This window comes from Psychrobacter faecalis, from assembly GCF_016107575.1.
Taxonomy (GTDB): Bacteria; Pseudomonadota; Gammaproteobacteria; order Pseudomonadales; family Moraxellaceae; genus Psychrobacter; species Psychrobacter faecalis.
Genome location: NZ_JABAST010000001.1, coordinates 221,211 through 239,348, shown reverse-complemented (window position 1 = coordinate 239,348; position 18,138 = coordinate 221,211). Strand labels below are relative to the sequence as shown.

At 44.0% G+C, this 18,138-nt stretch carries 13 protein-coding genes and 1 pseudogene; 10 read left to right on the top strand and 4 right to left on the bottom strand.

From position 1 onward, the window contains the following. Positions 1-140, top strand: a pseudogene (locus tag JFC07_RS00945) (IS982 family transposase); the annotation flags it as partial. Positions 141-304: 164 nt separating this feature from the next. Here JFC07_RS00945 and JFC07_RS00940 read toward each other — a convergent pair. Beyond that, complete coding sequence (locus JFC07_RS00940; RefSeq protein ID WP_198327860.1) at positions 305-1,051, bottom strand: hypothetical protein; 747 nt, start codon at positions 1,049-1,051, stop codon at positions 305-307. 195 nt (positions 1,052-1,246) lie between these two features. Beyond that, positions 1,247-2,290, bottom strand: coding sequence for a dienelactone hydrolase family protein (locus JFC07_RS00935; protein WP_198327859.1), 1,044 nt, complete (start codon positions 2,288-2,290; stop codon positions 1,247-1,249). A 438-nt stretch (positions 2,291-2,728) separates the two neighbouring features. Here JFC07_RS00935 and JFC07_RS00930 point away from each other — a divergent pair, with 438 nt between their 5' ends. The 8 genes from JFC07_RS00930 to mmsB all read left to right on the top strand — a co-directional run bounded on the left by JFC07_RS00930 (position 2,729) and on the right by mmsB (position 14,749). Continuing rightward, on the top strand, positions 2,729-3,913 hold the full coding sequence (locus JFC07_RS00930) for an MFS transporter (RefSeq protein WP_198327869.1): 1,185 nt from the start codon (positions 2,729-2,731) through the stop codon (positions 3,911-3,913). A gap of 314 nt (positions 3,914-4,227) precedes the next feature. Further along, positions 4,228-5,892 carry a fatty acid--CoA ligase gene (locus JFC07_RS00925; RefSeq protein ID WP_198327858.1) on the top strand — a complete coding sequence of 555 codons (1,665 nt, stop codon included), beginning with the start codon at positions 4,228-4,230 and terminating at the stop codon, positions 5,890-5,892. A gap of 334 nt (positions 5,893-6,226) precedes the next feature. Next, positions 6,227-8,323, top strand: a complete 2,097-nt coding sequence (locus tag JFC07_RS00920) for a propionate--CoA ligase (RefSeq protein ID WP_227678127.1) — start codon at positions 6,227-6,229, stop codon at positions 8,321-8,323. Positions 8,324-8,692: 369 nt separating this feature from the next. Next, on the top strand, positions 8,693-10,177 hold the full coding sequence (locus JFC07_RS00915) for a CoA-acylating methylmalonate-semialdehyde dehydrogenase (RefSeq protein ID WP_198327857.1): 1,485 nt from the start codon (positions 8,693-8,695) through the stop codon (positions 10,175-10,177). A 194-nt stretch (positions 10,178-10,371) separates the two neighbouring features. Then, on the top strand, positions 10,372-11,532 hold the full coding sequence (locus JFC07_RS00910) for an acyl-CoA dehydrogenase family protein (protein WP_198327856.1): 1,161 nt from the start codon (positions 10,372-10,374) through the stop codon (positions 11,530-11,532). Positions 11,533-11,611: 79 nt separating this feature from the next. Beyond that, positions 11,612-12,394, top strand: a complete 783-nt coding sequence (locus JFC07_RS00905) for an enoyl-CoA hydratase (RefSeq protein WP_198327855.1) — start codon at positions 11,612-11,614, stop codon at positions 12,392-12,394. 57 nt (positions 12,395-12,451) lie between these two features. Continuing rightward, on the top strand, positions 12,452-13,684 hold the full coding sequence (locus JFC07_RS00900; protein ID WP_198327854.1) for an enoyl-CoA hydratase/isomerase family protein: 1,233 nt from the start codon (positions 12,452-12,454) through the stop codon (positions 13,682-13,684). Between the two features lie 111 nt (positions 13,685-13,795). Then, positions 13,796-14,749 carry a 3-hydroxyisobutyrate dehydrogenase gene (mmsB, locus tag JFC07_RS00895; protein ID WP_198327853.1) on the top strand — a complete coding sequence of 318 codons (954 nt, stop codon included), beginning with the start codon at positions 13,796-13,798 and terminating at the stop codon, positions 14,747-14,749. Positions 14,750-14,899: 150 nt separating this feature from the next. Here the strand turns inward: mmsB and JFC07_RS00890 are convergent, their stop codons facing one another. After that, entirely contained in the window at positions 14,900-15,658 is a 759-nt protein-coding gene (locus JFC07_RS00890) for an IclR family transcriptional regulator (protein WP_198327852.1), read from the bottom strand. A 614-nt stretch (positions 15,659-16,272) separates the two neighbouring features. Here JFC07_RS00890 and JFC07_RS00885 point away from each other — a divergent pair. Then, positions 16,273-17,118: a hypothetical protein gene (locus JFC07_RS00885; protein WP_198327851.1), complete on the top strand. Its 846-nt coding sequence runs from the start codon at positions 16,273-16,275 to the stop codon at positions 17,116-17,118. Between the two features lie 120 nt (positions 17,119-17,238). Here JFC07_RS00885 and JFC07_RS00880 read toward each other — a convergent pair whose 3' ends face one another. After that, positions 17,239-18,051 (bottom strand): 4'-phosphopantetheinyl transferase family protein, encoded by an 813-nt coding sequence (locus tag JFC07_RS00880; RefSeq protein WP_198327850.1) that lies wholly within the window; start codon positions 18,049-18,051, stop codon positions 17,239-17,241. Positions 18,052-18,138: the final 87 nt, after the last annotated feature.

The window sequence follows — 18,138 nt, the reverse complement described above, 5'->3', positions numbered from 1 at the left end:
TACAAAGGGTACGAGCAAGAGATTTATGGCATTTGTCTCATCGATTGATTCGTAAGATTCTTTCACACAATCTGTGCTTTGTACTCAACAAAAAACTTGGTAACCCGCCTCTTCAGTTTGATTTGCTTATTTCAAGTTGAGAGTGGGGTTCAATAGCTTAAATAGTCTGGTAAAATAACGCTCATCTAAAAAAACTGATATAGACACTCAAAAATAAAAAAGCTGCCTCGTCCATCATAGCGAGGCAGCTTTTTTATTATCAATTTCTAATTCATTCAACTTAAGCAACTAATCGTCTAATCATCTAAGCGTTTTCAAGCTTCGGACGTGCTTTATCAATAGCTTTTAATAAGGCTTTTTCAAACTCGCCTTCCTTAAACTTCACCAAATAAGAATGCGCGGCGCAAAAGTTTCGTACCTCACGCCATTCGTGGGCAAGATTGGTCGCCCAATCGCAGTATTGCTTGCCAGCATCAGGCTCATCTTTGAGCGCTTTTTTGGTGGTTGGGTGCAATAACAGCTCAGGCAACACCGCTTCTAGGAGTTTGGCTGGCGGACTCATAAAGGTGTCATCGACGTGTAGGCTTTTACTGGCAGGATGAAAGGCCAACAGCGACCCTGCATGAATCATCTCATTGGGTGAGATATAGTGAATGCCTTCTGACATAGAAAACTTTAGCTCAGGATAACGCTTGGCGACGGCCTCGCTTTCGACCAAATCGTCTGCCCATTGCACCTCAGGGATTTTTTTATGATGACGGCGACTGCCATAAAAAGTCGCTTGCGGGAAATCTTTTGCCATCTGCGCGCAGTGAATCGTATGAAAAGGATGGACGTTGAGCACGGCTTCGACATCTTGCCCATTATTGGTTAAGGCCATTACCTCATCGCGTACGTCGCCGGTAAGCTCATAGCTATCTAAAAAGACAAAACGCCCTGAATCTAACTTAATCAGTGAGCATTGAGTACCTATATTAAGGACGCCGCCTATGCGAAACGTACCGCGAATATTCCAAAATCCTGCGCCTAAATCATGCATTTTATCGGTCATTAATATTCTTCCTTAATCATTATTTTATGAGTTTTTTTAATTGTTAGTCATAGCAATAAATATGGATAGTTTTTGATTATGTTTTTTTAAGCATGCAAAGTCTGTAAGCAAAAGGATATCAGGACTATAAATATGTAAGTTTGAAAAAGATGAAGGAGAAAAACTATTAAATACAAGGCAAATTAAGAGCAGTGCTTATCCACAATCTTTATAATGGTAAGCGGATATACGAGGGCTGTTGCCATAGTTTTCGTTATTGCATAAAAATTTATCGAAGCGAGTATCACCATTGATGTAGCGATGCATCCAAGCAATACCCGGTTTGCTGAGTAATATCTCATTAAAGCGATAGCTTGGACAAAAGTGGCTGCCGTTTTTTATTTCAATCTTCATTTTTGGCCCAGCAGCATGATTATAAAACGGACTGCTGTACTTCTTATTAGAGGCAATGCGGTCATTTTGGCAGGTAATAAATAACGCGGGCGTGTCCATAATGCCGTAGTCTTTATCATGATAAGGCGTTTGCGGAATAATGGCGCGAACGTCACTGCGCTGGGTTGCTAACTGCAGCGCGCCACCACCGCCCATTGACCAGCCGATGGCGCCCAAACGTGTGCTATCTATTTGCGCACCTACCGTACTATCGCTCACAATATGATCGAGGGCGGCGCTCAACTGCGTCGCACGGCTATTTGGATCATCATAAATAGAGTTAGTGTCGATAGTAATCACCACAAATCCCCAAGATGCCAGACGCGGACCCCACCATTTAATCGATGCTTCATAAGACACATAACCGGGAATCACTGCGATGCCGCCTAACAGGCCGCAGTCTCCAGCATTGGTAGGATAATGAATGGTGCCGCCGCCAAAGCCATTTGCTAACTGACGAGGAATGGCTTTACTTGCCACCGTAAAAGGACCATTATCACGCGTAGCTGATAGCTCAGCTGCGGTAATGACACTATCAGCGATACAGTTTGATCTGGAGGCTGTAGATGTTGTGGTGGTCAAAGTTGCTTTACTTGCAGGCACTTTGGCTAATGATGCAGGGGTTAATAATATTTCGTTTGAAGTCGCTTTGGTTGCTGTAGTTGGTAAGGTAATGGTTGATTGCTCTTTAATTGAAAAGGTTTGAATTGAGTCTGTTGGTTGTGCTGCGACTGCTGCCATATTCACAGAAATAATCAGTGTGCCGGTTAGGACAATCAATCTTAGATAAAAAGGGTTGTTTAACATGATAAAGGGTCTGTTAGATGATGGTTGGTTTTAATAGCAAAGCAAAATAATAGTAGACAGTAATCTATTCGCTGTCAAAAATAACAGTCACCTCTACAGTGCTAAAACGGCTTTTATAAAGCGGCATTTAAAAAGCTGGCGTGAATAACATACCGAAACCTGAGTCTGGTATTTGCTGTGATAAAATCACCAAGCAGCCATCTTTTTATAGCCAGTTATAAGTTTTATGCTAGGCATGATGTAATTGCTACCACTTATTTCTATCACCCATGCGTCATTTAGTACGAGCCAGCACAAAAGTCAGCTCTAGCTAAAAAAGCACTCAATATAGTAAGTCATACTTTGAACAATCATATAAATAACAGTATAAATAATGATAGCGATGTTAATGGCAAAGCCGCTGGTATTAGCCAAGATAATAGCGTCAGCAATCGCCGTATGAACACACCCTTTGCCGCGCCTTCATGGGTACTTAAGCTGACGATTGGCTTGATTGGGGTGTTTGCTTTTTTGCAGGTCTATTCTATTCAAGCTATTTTACCGGTCTTGATGATGGATTTCACCGCAACTGAGGTGCAGGCGGGCATGATTGTTGGTGCCACCATATTGGCAATTGCTATCATGTCACCATTCTTGGGCATGCTGTCTGATGCAGTAGGACGCAAGTCATTTATCGTTGGGGCGTTATTGTTTTTAGCGATACCCACTGCGTTAATTGCCCAAAGTCCGAATATCGGCTGGATGGGCATGTGGCGCTTTATGCAGGGATTGTCTGTGCCCGGTATTACGGTGGTGACGATTGCTTATATCGGCGAAGAGTTTGAGGGACGGGCGCTCACTGAGCTGATGTCGTTTTATGTGTCAGGGTCGGTGCTCGGCGGCTTTATGGGGCGCTTTTTACTTGGGCACTTGCACGAGCTTATTGGTTGGCGCGCTGGCTACTATGTGATGGCAGGTATGACGCTGATCGGGGCGCTGTGGGTGGGTAAAATGCTGCCCGCATCGCGGCACTTCGTTGCTAATCCCAACTTTCGCTCAGCCATGCAGACCCTCGGTGAGCATTTGGTCAATCGCTATGTTGTCACTTCCTGTTTGCTTGGTGCTTGCGTGTTGTTCTCGTTGGTTGGCTGTTTTACCTTTATTAATCTGCATTTGGCCGATACACCTTATGAATTAAGCACAGGTGCGCTTGCCAATATTTTTGCGGTGTATTTAATTGGCGTTGTCATCACCCCATTATCGACGACGTTGCTGCGCCGCTTTGGTTCAGCGCGTACGGTTCGCGTGGCAGTTATTATCTCGATGTTTGGCGTGCTCTTAACGCTCGTGACGCCGCTTTGGGGCATCGTACTGGGGCTTGCCATCATGTCTAGCGGCGTCTTTATTACCCAAGCGGCCACCATCAGCTATATCGCGGTCAATGTCAAAAAAGGACGCTCATTGGCCTCAGGCTTATATTATATGGGCTATTACGCGGGTGGCACGATGGGTGCTTGGCTCTGCGGCATTGCTTACGCGCGTGGACAATGGTCGCTGACGATTTGGTTATTATTGTTTGTACAAGTGCTGGCTCTATTGGTCGCTAGCATTGGGATGGTCAAAACAGTGGCTCGCGCGGAGTAATATAGATTTTTACTACCCTTTAACATACACTTTTAACCTCACTCGACCTTATAACCTAACTTGCCATAACACAATAACCTAAGTATTTAAACGTCAATCAAAGAACCTATAGTCGTCAGCGACTTACGCAAGCAGGCTTTACATGGCTTAGGTTTTTTCTTACTATCGATAGAGCTTATCAAGAATGACGATAAGTATTGCCATCCATTACAGCCACGCGTATACCGATAAAAACGCTCTTTTTTTATATGTTTCTTAAACCTTATTAAAAGTGCTTTAAGATAATTAAAATCACCCACAAGGAAGTCAAATTTATGTCAAATATTTATCATAGTGCGCCGTCAGCCTACGATTATCCCTTAATCGTCAAGCAACTCTTAAACCGTGCCAAAACGGTGTCGCTAGAGCAAGAAATTATTTATGCCGATAAAAAACGCCTCACTTATAAAGAGTTGTTTGAGCGTATCAATCGTTTAGCTAATGTTTTAGCCGACCTAAATCTTGATGCCGGTGATGTGATTGCGGTGATGGATTGGGACAGTCATCGCTATTTAGAATCGTATTTCGCCGTACCGATGTCAGAATATATTTTGCAAACCGTCAATATCCGCCTGTCACCTGAAAAAATCCTCTATACCATCAACCACGCTAAGCCAAAAGTATTGCTACTAAACTCTGAGTTTGCGCCATTGGTGAAAGACTATCAGTTTGAAAACTCTAGCATTGAGCATATTATTTGGCTTGATGACAATGGCGTGTCACATGAAGGCGTCTTTGGCGGTAATCAAAATCGCGTCACTGGAGAGTATGAAGCATTGTTAGAGGCCGCCAGTAGCGAGTTTGATTTCCCAGATTTTGATGAAGATACTATTGCCACGACTTTTTATACTTCAGGTACAACAGGCGATCCAAAAGGGGTGTTCTTTAGCCACCGCCAACTGGTCTTGCACAGTCTGACGGAAGCCGCGACCTTGGGTATGCTGCCCAATAAACAAGGCGTCAGTTACGGCGATGTTTATATGCCGATGACGCCGATGTTCCACGTTCATGCGTGGGGCTTCCCATTTACCGCCACAATGGTTGGTTTAAAACAAGTCTATCCCGGACGTTACGCGCCTGATGCCTTGATGGATTTGATTATCAATGAAAAGGTCAGTATCACCCACTGCGTACCAACGATTTTGCAGATGGTACTAAAAGAAGCGCAAGAGCGTGATGCCAGTTTTAATGGGTTAAAAATGATTATCGGTGGTTCGAAACTGACTGAAGGCCTAGCGAGAGCCGCATTGGCGCAAGATATTGAGGTTTATACTGGCTACGGCATGTCTGAGACTGCACCGCTGATTAGCTTGACAGAATTTAGCCTAAATGAGCCTGAGATGTCTGAGGACGAAGATATCGCTCGCCGCTGTATGACGGGTAAGCCAGTACTGATGGTGGACGCTCAAATATGGAATACTGATAATGAGTCCGTCGGTACGGGCAAAGACAATACCGGCGAGTTGGTGCTGCGCGCGCCTTGGCTAACACAAAGCTATCTGAAAAATGACGATGCTGGTAAAGAGCTGTGGGAAAATGGCTATATGCATACCCAAGATATCGCCTATATGCGTCCTGATGGTTATATTAAAATCACCGATCGTTTAAAAGACGTCATCAAGTCAGGCGGCGAGTGGATATCGTCATTAGAGATTGAAACGATTTTATCCTTGCATCCCGCAGTCGCTGACGTATCGGTGATTGGTATCCGTGATAAACAATGGGGCGAGCGTCCGCTAGCTTTGATTGTACTCAAACCTGCCTGTCAAGATACTAACGCCGATGACATCAAAGCGCTTGCCGAACAGGCGGTAGCGCGGGGAATTATTCCTAAATACGGCGTGCCAAGTCAGTTTAAGTTTGTCGATGAGCTGCCAAAAACCTCGGTTGGTAAACACGATAAAAAAGTCATGCGCGAAATGTACGATGAGCAGAAATAAGACTTCATTAAATAGTCAGCTGTTTAAAACGCTTGCGTTAAGCAAAATATCAAATGGCTGACATGCGTAGTAGTTGACCTTTATCTCTAGCTCTGCTACATTTTAAACCGATACATAACGTATCGGTTTTTTAGTTCTGGCAGGGACAGCCAGTTTTATACTATGATAGTATTGAATAAGAGCGTATCTTATAAAGCGTCATATTATAAATATGATCTCTATAAAAGCGCTTTTTATAGTTTATAAAATCATCTCTTATAAAAGCACTTTTTATAGTATCGCTTGTTATAAAAAAATACAGCATTACCCATCGTTTACGCTAAGGACAGCCATTATGAACGAACAAGCCATTCGTCGAAATTCTCAACAAACCAGCCAGCCAGCTATAAATCACAATAATAATCAAAACCTTACTCAATCCTCTAGCCAAGATTCTCACCCATCATTTGATAGCACGCAAAGCTTTGCCGACATTTATCAATCCTCTATTGATAATCGCGAGCAGTTTTGGGCGGAGCAAGCCAAGCGGATTTATTGGCACAAAGAGCCTGAGCAAACCCTTGATGACAGCAATCTGCCATTTGCCAAATGGTTCGTCGGCGGTGAAACCAATCTTTGCTACAACTGTGTCGATCGCCATCTTGCAGAGCGCGCTGAGCAAGATGCCTTTATTTGGCTATCCTCTGAAATTAACCAAGAGTTAATCGAAACTTTTCCTGCCGTAGTTGATGCTTTTAATGATTTGGGCAATAACGTTGAGCTTTATACTGATTATACTAAGCGGCGCCTGACTTATAACGACCTTTATAAAGAAGTGAATTACTTCGCCGATGTGCTACAGCGTCATGGTATCGAGAAGGGCGATCGCGTCATCATTTATATGCCGATGATATTAGAGGCGGCTTACGCCATGCTAGCCTGTGCGCGTATCGGTGCGGTACATTCGGTGGTATTTGGTGGTTTTGCTGCCCATAACTTGGCTATCCGTATGGATGATGCCGAGGCAAAAATGGTCATCACTGTCGATGCAGGTCTACGCGGCGGTAAAGTTATTAATTATAAAAGCCTCGTCAATCAAGGTGTTGAGCAAGCGACAATCAAGCCCGAGCATGTACTAGTGGTCAATCGTGGTGTATTACCGTTCGAGAAAAAATCTATCGATGTCGATTATGCAACCCAGCGCCGTATCAGTTGTGAGGCCAACGCCATTGTTGAGCCAGTTTGGTTAGAGTCAAATACGCCCTCTTATTTGCTTTATACTTCAGGCACCACTGGGACGCCAAAGGGTGTGCAGCGCGATACCGGCGGTCATGCAGTGGCGCTAACGACGTCGATAGATTATATCTACGATGGCAAAGCTGGCGAAACTTTTTGGGCGATATCAGATATCGGCTGGGCAGTTGGGCATTCTTATACCATTTATGCGCCGTTGCTCGCTGGCATGACCAGTGTCATGTATGAAGGTTTGCCGCATCGTCCAAACCCAGGTATTTGGTGGCGGATTGTCGAAGCAAACAAGGTGAATATTCTATTTACGGCACCGACGGGTGTGCGTATGCTGAAAAAACAAGATGAAACGTGGATGACGCGCTATGATGTCTCTAGCCTTAAATCATTCTTTTTGGCAGGTGAGCCACTCGATGAATCAACGGCCAATTGGTTGACTAAGCATTTAGGGGTGCCGATTTTAGATCATTATTGGCAGACAGAGTCTGGCTGGCCAATCCTAAGTAACACGCCCAAATTTAATCATAAACCGCACAAACAAGGCTCGCCCGGTTATCCGATGTATGGCTATGATGCGCACGTGATAAATGAAGAAACTGGCGAGCTTTGTAAAGCTGGCGAAAAGGGCTTGCTCGCCATTCGCGCACCACTGCCGCCTGGTTGTCTCACCACCGTATGGTGTAATGACGAGCGCTTCATCAGCAGCTACTTTGGTCTGTTTGATGGCAAGCATTACTCAACCTCAGACTATGCCGTGACCGACGACGACGGCTATTTTTATATCTTAGGACGCACCGATGATGTGATTAATGTCGCCGGCCACCGTATTGGCACGCAAGAGATTGAGGAAGCCATTAGTACCCATCCAGAGATGGCCGAATGTGCGGTCGTGGGTATCAAAGATCAATTAAAAGGCGAGTTGCCGATTGCTTTTTGTGTGCTAAAAGACCATGAGCAAGTGGCAACGACCGAAAACCGTTTCCGTATTGAGCAGCAAGTCATCGGTGCGGTAGTAAAATCCTTGGGCGGTATCGCTCGTCCAGCGGCGATTTATTTCCCGCAAGCATTACCCAAAACGCGCTCTGGCAAAATCTTACGCCGCGCTATTCGTGCTTTAGCGGAAGGTAATGAAACGGGAGATATGTCAACGCTTGACAATCCAACGGCGATTGATGCGATTAAAAAATCGATGAAAGATTATTAAGATCAAAAGCCATTGATTGAATTACTGACATGGCCTTGTCAATTCTAATCAAAATTTAATCACATTTTTAAATACAACTTTAAAAGTAATAAAAAGCTCATGTACCAGCATGGGCTTTTTGGTTTTTAGACTGATAAATTTTATAGATGGCGATTATCGCAAATAAAAGTTTGATAAAGCGCTTGACCCTAAAATTGATTTATTGCTATAGTCAATAACGATACGAAATAAATCATTTTAAAATAATGTTTAAAGGTTAATAATGGATAGTTTTTTTATCCCTTTTAACAATATTCTTGTATGAATACTTTTTTATAAATACTGGCACACCATTAAATGGTGAGCAAACAAACAAGATAAGGATATCTTATGCATCACGTTCAGCAGCTTATTGATGGTCAATTTGTTGATTCTAATACCAGCGAATGGATTGACATCACTGATCCCGCCACCCAAGAAGTCATCGCCAAAGTTCCGCAAACGACTGACGATGAAATCAATCAAGCCGTCGCTGCCGCCCAAAAAGCGTTTCAGACATGGCGTAAAACACCAATCACTACTCGTGCGCGTATTTTTTTAAAGTATCAAGAATTGATTCGCGAGCATATGGATGAGCTGGCAGAAATCTTAACCGCAGAGCAGGGAAAAACCATTGCTGATGCGCGCGGTGATGTATTTCGTGGTTTAGAAGTGGTTGAGCATGCGGCGGGCATTGCTAACTTGCAAATCGGCGACTTCGTTGAAAACGTCGCAACAGGCGTCGACACCTATAGTATCTGGCAGCCACTTGGCGTTTGCGCTGGTATCACCCCATTTAACTTTCCCGCGATGATTCCACTATGGATGTTCCCAATGGCGATTGCTACGGGTAATACATTCATTCTTAAGCCTTCTGAACAAGATCCGATGGTAACCATGCGTTTGGTTGAGTTGGCCGTTGAAGCTGGCGTCCCTGAAGGCGTACTCAACGTAGTGCATGGTGGCAAGGCTACGGTTGATGCCATTTGTGATCACCCAGATATCAAAGCAGTTTCATTCGTTGGCTCAACCAATGTCGGCAAGCATGTCTATGAGCGCGCCAGTAAATCAGGTAAGCGCGCCCAGTGTATGATGGGTGCGAAAAACCATGGCGTTATATTGCCTGATGCCAATAAAGAACAAACACTCAATCAGCTAGCGGGTGCTGCCTTTGGTGCCGCCGGTCAACGTTGTATGGCGCTGTCAGTTGTGGTGCTCGTCGGTGAAGCAGGTGAATGGATTGATGATATCAAAGCCAAAGCAGAAGGCTTAGTGGTTTCAGCAGGTAAAAATGACAAGGATTTAGGTCCACTCATTTCACCTGCTGCAAAAGCGCGTGTCGAGCACTTAATTGGTACGGGGGTAGAAGAGGGTGCTAGTCTACTTCTTGATGGTCGCGGCATCACGGTTGAAGGCTTTGAGAAAGGCAACTTTGTAGGCCCGACTATCTTTGATAACGTCACTGCGGATATGCAAATTTATAAAGAAGAAATTTTTGGCCCAGTACTGTGTATCATGCGTGCAGCTGACCTTGATGAAGCGATTGAGCTACTCAATGCCAATCCACATGGTAATGGTACCGCTATCTTCACTCAGTCAGGCGCTGCTGCGCATAAGTTCCAACAGGATATTATGGTTGGTCAAATCGGTATTAACTTGCCAATTCCTGTGCCACTACCGATGTTCTCATTCTCAGGCTCACGTGCTAGTAAGCTTGGCGATTTGGGTCCTTATGGTAAGCAAGCGGTACAGTTCTATACCCAAACCAAAACGGTCACTGCCCGCTGGTTTGATGACGAGGCAAGCCGCAGCGTCAATACTACTATTTCAATGTAATCGTCAATCGACTATATTTGCAGCGTCCAAGCAATATAGCGACACTCTTGCTCAGTATTTTTTAGCAAAAGTATGATTTATGATTGTCGTTATAGCGCTGCTATACTATATAACCAGCACGGTTTAAACCACAGTAGACTGACGGCTTATAATCTTTTTTCCCATATTTGCTATACATGCACAAGGATGACCCTATGGATTTTTCATTGACCGAAGACCAAATCGCCTTTCGCCAAACTGCCAGACAGTTTGCGCAAAAAGAGCTAAAGCCCAACGCGGCTGAATGGGATCGTACTTCGCACTTTCCAGTCGATGTCATCAAAAAAACCGGCGAGCTTGGCTTTTTAGGGCTGTATACCAACCCAGAATATAACGGCTTAGGGTTACCACGCTTAGACTCTGCCATGGTGTTTGAGGAGCTGGCTTGGGGTGATACCGCCGTTGCCGCCTATATGAGTATCCATAATATGGCGGGATGGATGATTGGTGAGTACGGTAGCGACGCTTTGTGTAAAAAGTATTTGCCCCATATGGTCAGCGGTGAATGGCTTGGCAGTTACTGCTTAACTGAGCCGAATGCTGGTTCTGATGCCGCCTCATTACGTACCAAAGCCGATAAGCAAGGCGACTATTATGTACTTAATGGCGAGAAAACTTTTATATCAGGGGCAGGTTCAACCGATGTGTTAGTAGTTATGGCACGTACAGGCGCTGCAGGGCCAAAAGGGATCTCGGCATTTGTCGTAGATGCCCATAGCGATGGTATTGAGTATGGCAAAAACGAGCATAAAATGGGCTGGAAAGCGCAACCAACGCGAACAATTAGTTTTAAAAATGTCAAAGTACCCGCTGAAAACCTCATCGGCGAGGAAGGCCAAGGTTTTCGTATTGCGATGAAAGGCTTAGATGGGGGTCGTATTAATATCGGTATCTGTGCAGTTGGTACGGCGCAGTCGGCGCTAGAGACCGCGACCAATTACGTGCAAGAGCGTAGCCAGTTTGGCAGCCCGATTGCCAGCTTACAGTCAGTACAGTTTAAACTTGCTGATATGCTCACCCAAACCATTACTGCAAGGCAAATGCTGTATTTAGCGGCTAGCAAAATCGATAATAATGATGCGCAAGCCTCTATCTACTGTGCCATGGCAAAGCGTCTGTCTACGGATCTTTGTTTCGATGTTGCCAATGAAGCCTTACAGCTACATGGTGGTTATGGCTATCTCAATGAGTATCCGCTTGAGCGCCATGTGCGAGACTTGCGTGTCCATCAGATTTTAGAAGGCACCAATGAGATTATGCGGGTGATTGTCTCGCGCCAGCTTATGCAGGATGATGCGTTGAGTCAATTACGCTAGCCCAACAATATTATAAAACTGCTTTATTAAGCGTTTTGAATAAAGCCATTTTATAGAAAGGTAATAACAAGGATGTTCCATGACCGATTATACCAACTTAAAGCTCTCAATCGACGGCCATATTGCTACCGTCACACTGAATAACCCACCTGCCCATACTTGGACGATGGACAGTCTGCCAGCGCTCAAGCAACTGGTCACTGACCTCAATGCCAATGATGATGTTTATGCGTTAATTATCCATGGCGATGGGGAAAAGTTCTTTTCAGCAGGTGCCGATTTAAACAATTTCTCAGACGGCGATAAAGGACGCGCGATAAGTATGGCTATCGCGTTTGGTGAAGCGTTCGAAGCGCTATCAGCGTATCGCGGCGTCAGTATCGCGGTTATCAACGGTTATGCGATGGGCGGTGGACTTGAGTGCGCGCTAGCCTGTGATATCCGTATCGCAGAAGCGCATGCACAGATGGCCTTACCAGAGGCCGGCGTGGGCTTACTGCCCTGTGCAGGCGGTACGCAAAACCTACATTTACTGGTTGGTGAAGGTTGGGCAAAACGGATGATATTGTGCGGTGAGCGCGTCGATGCCGAGACCGCATTACGCATTGGCTTAGTCGAAGAAGTCACGGCAAAAGGTGGCGGCTTATTAGCGGCGCAAGCCTTAGCGCAAAAAGTCGCTAAGCAATCACCTGTGGCGGTCAGTTATTCGAAACAGCTTATCCAAGCAGCAAGAAATACCCCGCCTGCCCAAAACCTTGTCCATGAGCGTGAAGCTTTTGTTAAGTTATTCGACACCAACGATCAGCGCGAAGGCGTACAAGCATTCTTAGAGAAGCGCAAACCCAATTGGCAAAATAAATAGCCTGTAGGGATGTCTTAATATTTGCTTTACTCATTTTAATTTTGGTAGGTCTCTTTTATGACAGCAGTAACAGAAAACACAGAACAAGAAGCGCCAGTCCTGTTCAATACTGAGCCGACAGAGTGCGGTCATCTGATTGGCATAATGACGTTAAATACGCCAAAGTCTCTCAATGCGCTTAGTGTTGAGATGTGTCAATTGTTAGCCAAGCAGCTAGAGCAGTGGCAAAATGACGATCAGGTAGTGGCACTGGTATTAAAAGGCGCAGGCGATAAGGCGTTTTGTGCTGGCGGTGATATTCGTAAGCTGTACGACAGCATGTCCAGCAGTGCTCCGCTACCGAATCCTTATGCGACAGAGTTTTTCGGTCATGAATACCGTCTGTATCGGCAGATGCATTTTTATCCAAAGCCATTAATCCTCTGGGGTGACGGTATTATTATGGGTGGCGGTATGGGCTTGATGGCAGGTTGTAGTCATCGTTTGGTCACCGAGCGTACCCGCTTTGCGATGCCAGAAGTGACTATTGGACTGTTCCCAGATGCTTCTGGTAGTTGGTTCCTACAGCGCATGCCAGCTAAAACAGGTTTGTTCTTAGGGCTAACAGGTGCGATGTGTAACGGCAAAGATGCTTTATTAGCCAATCTTGCAGAGTATGCCGTTGCCAGTAGTGATTATGATGCCGTTCTACAAAGTTTAAAACAGAGTGATTGGCAAGCGGCAGCTGGTAGCAGCGATAAATGTCATAACGATAGCGCTCATAGTATCGTCAGTCGCGCATTAGCAGCACATCCTGTTGCTGAGTTGCCTGCAAGTAAGCTTGCGATATATTGGAAACCTATTCAGCAATTGATGAACAGCGGCGGCTTAGGAGATATTGATGCACTTCTACAAAGGGACGAAGCGCTTGCAAAACTAGATACAAACTTTGCAGCCGATAGTTGGACGCAGCGAGCAGTAGCTACTTATCGTCACGGCTGCCCTGTAACTGCCGCTTTGACCTATGCGCTTTACCACAAAGTCACCGACTTATCGTTAGAGCAAGTCTTGTATTTAGAGGCCAATGTCGCCGTACATTGTGCCGCCAATCCTGATTTTAAAGAAGGCGTGCGTGCGCTACTGATTGATAAGGATCGCAATCCACAATGGTCACGCTCATTAGCAGAGTGTCTCAGTAGCGAAGGGCAAGCATATATTCATAGCCATTTTTTAAACCCTTATGCTAAAGGCCAGCACCCTTTAAGCGACTGGTTGGGCGAAGGCGCATTCGGTAACCAACTTGTGCGCTAAAAACTTATAGTTCAATGAAACAAATCAGGTAAAAATTAAAAAATGTAAGATTCTATAAAGCATTGTCTACATATATGTATAAATAATAAGCAATCATCAAGGAGCGATGAGATGGGTACAAAGGATACAGATTTAAGTAATAAGGCATCAAACGATACTACTAAGCCAAATATCGCCTTTATTGGGCTTGGCAATATGGGTGCACCGATGGCAGAGAACTTGTTAAAGGCAGGTTATACGCTATCGATTTATGATTTATCTGCGGAGGCGACCGCGCGCTTACAACACGCAGGTGCCAGTGTGGCTGATAGTCCTAAAGATGCTGCGAGCAATGCACAAGTTGTCATTAGCATGTTGCCTGCGGGCAAGCACGTCCATTCTGTCTATCTAGGTGAGAATGGCGTTAATGGCCTACTAGCAGAATTACCTAAGGGTACGTTGGTCATCGATAGCAGCACCATCGCAGCAGCTGATGCAAGATTGGTGGCAGAAGCAGCAAGTAAGGTTGGTATCGACTTCTTAGACGCGCCAGTCTCCGGCGGTACAGGCGGCGCCATTGCTGGTACTTTAACTTTTATTGTCGGTGGGAGTGACGATGCATTTGCCAAAGCCGAACCAATACTCGCCGTTATGGGCAAAAACATCTTTCATGCAGGCGAGCATGGTGCCGGACAAGTCGCGAAAATCTGCAATAATATGCTGTTAGGCATTCTCATGGCAGGAACGGCAGAAGCGATTAATTTAGGCGTAAAAAACGGCCTAGACCCAAAAGTACTCTCAGATATCATGCTCCAAAGCTCAGGCCGTAATTGGACATTAGAAGTCTATAACCCTTATCCGCAAGTAATGGAGAACGTGCCATCTAGCAATGGTTATAAAGGCGGCTTTATGAGTAAACTCATGCAAAAAGACCTTAACCTTGCGATGCAAACGGCTAAGGATACCGATGTTGAAACGCCGATGGGAGCCAAAGCTACTGAGCTTTATGAATCTCACACAGTAGAAAATGGCGATAAAGATTTTTCTAGCATCATGGCGCGACATGACAGTTCGGTATTGTCTTAAAGCACGCAACGCTTAAAATCCTTAATCAATTTTGCATAGAGTGTTTTTCTAATTGCCATCATGTTATTAACAAAGCACAAAAAAGGTCTGCGCTAGTTTTATAACGCAGACTTTTTTATTGAGTCATATTTTTTCTTAATGTCACACACTCTAGTTTTGTAGCTCATACACCAATGCTTGAATATCATGCGCTGCTTTTTGCAAGCGCGGTACATGCTCCATCAGCTCATCTAATGACACGCGAATGGTTGGTGCGTGGATATATAGCGACGCTAGATAGCGAGATTTTTTGTCTAGCACAGGCACCGACACCGCTACCATCTCTGAGATAAATTCCTCATTATCGATACCAATGCCTGTCTCTGCGATACGATCAAGCTCGGCATTTAACGTATCAATATCGGTAATCGTATTTTTGGTAAATTTATCTAACGGTAGGCCTTGTAGTATTTTAGCGCGGCTGGTGGCAGACAACTGGCTTAGATATAACTTACCCGTAGCCGTACACCACATCGGTGATTTCGCGCCGACAGGCAGATATATTTGCAAAGGCAGCGAGGTGTTAGCGCGATTGGTATACATCATGTCCATCTGATAAGGAATGGCGATACCGCAAGTCTCCTTAATCTCATCAACCAATTTTTGCAAAATAATTTGCCGCTCATTAAAAAATTGACGCTGCTGCCAAAGCTCAACGCTCAAATTACGCACCCGCTTGCCAGGAATAATACCGCCGCCAATATCGACGGTCACAAACCCTTCATCGACTAAGTTTTGAATCAAGCGATGGATAGTAGGTTTTGGGATATCAAGCTCTTGCGACAGCTCAAGTGGTGAGAGGGGTTTTGACGCATAAGACACCGCTTCGATAATCTCTAACACACGGGTAATCGACGAAACTTTTGGCATAAAAATGGCTCAATAAAAATGATAAGGGTAAAGCGAAAAGTAGAAAAATTCATTAATACGCTATTGAAAATTTCAAAAATGCAAATACTAAAAAGACATCTATTAGTAGCTCTAATTTAGCATAATAACGCACTCAAACAAGCTATCTTATTAGATATAAACGATATATTTACGTTTTTATAATTCAGACTAATTTCTCACATTTTTGTCTTACTTTGTCTTTTGGGTAGCATTGGATACGTTAACTCACAAACCACAACAAACTGTAGTAATAAACTCTATAACTGTAATTGAGTTAAAGGGGGAGGTAGGTCATTATACTGACATGTTTTGTAATACCTTTACATGAGCGTTAAGCGATTCAATATTCATGTTCTGACTATTCAGTTGCTTTGAGAGTATTGTGTAACAGGAAACCGAAGTTTTGCAGGTTGGTGTAGCAAATATTACAATATCTATGCAATCTTTACATAACGGCAAATAAAAAGCGCATTCATGGGGGTGACTTTTTAAGCCAAAATTGTTTTAATCTGCTCAACAAAATGGTTGTTTATAAAAAAGTTAAATTATCATTTTTTTACGGGCGAGTTATTTCACACTTTAGGAGAGTATTTATGAAACTTATTAAATTAACAGCAATTTCTGCTGCTGTATTAGCATCTACTGCTGCACTAGCAGCTGAACCAGTTATCGTTGTTGATAACAACGATGCGGTTGTATACGAAGCTGAGCCAGTTGCCGTAGCTTATCAAGCTGAGCCAGTTGCTGTTGTACAACCAGCAAACTCATATAGCGACAGAACTTTTTTCCAAACTGTGACTCATCCAGCAGCTATCAGCGCTGAAGTGGGTACGCTAGGTTATGGTGCTAATATCGGTTGGGGTCTTAATGAGACAACTGAACTACAGGCTGGTTGGGCAGGTGGCGACGTTGCTGACCTATTCGGCGGTGACTTCGATGCAAATGACATCAACTATGACGTAGATACAGATTTTAGCAACCCGTACCTAGGTGTACAATTACGTCCTGCTGCCAACTGGTTCACAGTAGGTGCTGGTATCATCGTTCCTGACAACGATATCGACGTTCGTGCAAATGCTGAAGGTGATGGTTATTACAGTATTGATGGTGATAGATATTATACAGGTCAAGCTCCTGTAGATGCTCCAGATGTTGCTGGTGAGTACGTTGGTAACCTAGAAGGTAGTATCGAACATCGTAACAAACTAGCCCCTTACTTAACTGTAGGTTTCCGTCCTAACATCACCAATAACTTTGGTGTATTCGGCGAACTTGGTGCAGCGTATATGGGTAAAGTAGACGCTACAATCAATCGCACTGATGATAATCCAAACTCTGCTGCAAATATTGTTGCTGATCGCGCAGAAAAAGATCTAGAAGATAAAAGCTGGTTAGAGTGGATGCCAATTGTTAAAGTTGGTGCAACTTACCGCTTCTAAGCTAATTACAGTTTAACGACTGTTATTAGAAGATAAGTAGCAATAAAAAACGATCCTTTTTAGGGTCGTTTTTTTTCGTCTAAAATAAGGTAGCGCTACTTTGATTAAATTAAAGTAGCATCAATAAACAATTACGATTTGCTGAAAGTATAGAAGAGCGATACGGTAATTGCTTTCATTGTCGTTAATGGCCAGTAAGGGTGATTTTCTTGTAGCACCTTTTATTAAATCAGCAATGAGGTAAGAGTAGTCCTTTCCTAATCCGTGCGCCAGCTTATATTGGTATATTTTTATAAAACTCTCTTTTATTTGCCATAGTAGCTTGGCGATTATGTCTCTTTGAATAGGTGGTAAGGTCTGCAAGATAGCCATCTCATTGGCATGGAAAAAGCGCTGCGCAACCAGCCATTTAACGGGATTTATTTCTATATCAATACCTACAGGACGATGAGCACTTATGACCACCGCGACTTTATTGTCTAAATAATCGAAAGGTTTATTTTTTTTATGCTGATTAGAAATAACTTTGTTATGGGCGCCAGTATGGCTAAAGCAGACGTAGTATTGACTATTGGCAAGTCGATATGGAAAACTTGCATCATCCAAGATATCAATCATCTCTAGCTTATTAAGTAGTGATTGTAATAATAATCGTACGCCAGTGCGCTGCTGTTGGCGCTGAAGATGAGCTATCTCGCGTGTGGATAGAGACACGGTAGGAATGCGATATTGCCATTGCATGTGACGCCATTGCATGTGGCGCAATTTTTCCACGCTCGTATTTAAAAATAGATTGGGATTAAATAACAGCGGTAAATCGCCGAGTAAAACGGGATAATTTAAAAAAGAAGGCATGATAATCTGAGCTGCCGCATACCAGGTGGTAGCGTCAAGTTGTTGGTAGTGAGTATCACGTAATTTTAAAGATGACATAATTTATCTGTAGAATGTGAATAGAATAAGAAAAGCCCAACAATAGATTGCTGGGCTTCTTTAAATTACGGCTGATTAACTCTTATT

Bases quoted from the DNA above. Each gene is read 5' to 3' on its own strand.
- mmsB (WP_198327853.1), top strand. From the start codon at position 13,796: ATGGGTACAAAGGATACAGATTTAAGTAATAAGGCATCAAACGATACT.
- JFC07_RS00910 (WP_198327856.1), top strand. From the start codon at position 10,372: ATGGATTTTTCATTGACCGAAGACCAAATCGCCTTTCGCCAAACTGCC.
- JFC07_RS00900 (WP_198327854.1), top strand. From the start codon at position 12,452: ATGACAGCAGTAACAGAAAACACAGAACAAGAAGCGCCAGTCCTGTTC.
- JFC07_RS00880 (WP_198327850.1), bottom strand. From the start codon at position 18,051: ATGTCATCTTTAAAATTACGTGATACTCACTACCAACAACTTGACGCT.
- JFC07_RS00935 (WP_198327859.1), bottom strand. From the start codon at position 2,290: ATGTTAAACAACCCTTTTTATCTAAGATTGATTGTCCTAACCGGCACA.
- JFC07_RS00940 (WP_198327860.1), bottom strand. From the start codon at position 1,051: ATGACCGATAAAATGCATGATTTAGGCGCAGGATTTTGGAATATTCGC.
- JFC07_RS00885 (WP_198327851.1), top strand. From the start codon at position 16,273: ATGAAACTTATTAAATTAACAGCAATTTCTGCTGCTGTATTAGCATCT.
- JFC07_RS00925 (WP_198327858.1), top strand. From the start codon at position 4,228: ATGTCAAATATTTATCATAGTGCGCCGTCAGCCTACGATTATCCCTTA.
- JFC07_RS00920 (WP_227678127.1), top strand. From the start codon at position 6,227: ATGAACGAACAAGCCATTCGTCGAAATTCTCAACAAACCAGCCAGCCA.
- JFC07_RS00915 (WP_198327857.1), top strand. From the start codon at position 8,693: ATGCATCACGTTCAGCAGCTTATTGATGGTCAATTTGTTGATTCTAAT.
- JFC07_RS00930 (WP_198327869.1), top strand. From the start codon at position 2,729: ATGAACACACCCTTTGCCGCGCCTTCATGGGTACTTAAGCTGACGATT.
- JFC07_RS00905 (WP_198327855.1), top strand. From the start codon at position 11,612: ATGACCGATTATACCAACTTAAAGCTCTCAATCGACGGCCATATTGCT.
- JFC07_RS00890 (WP_198327852.1), bottom strand. From the start codon at position 15,658: ATGCCAAAAGTTTCGTCGATTACCCGTGTGTTAGAGATTATCGAAGCG.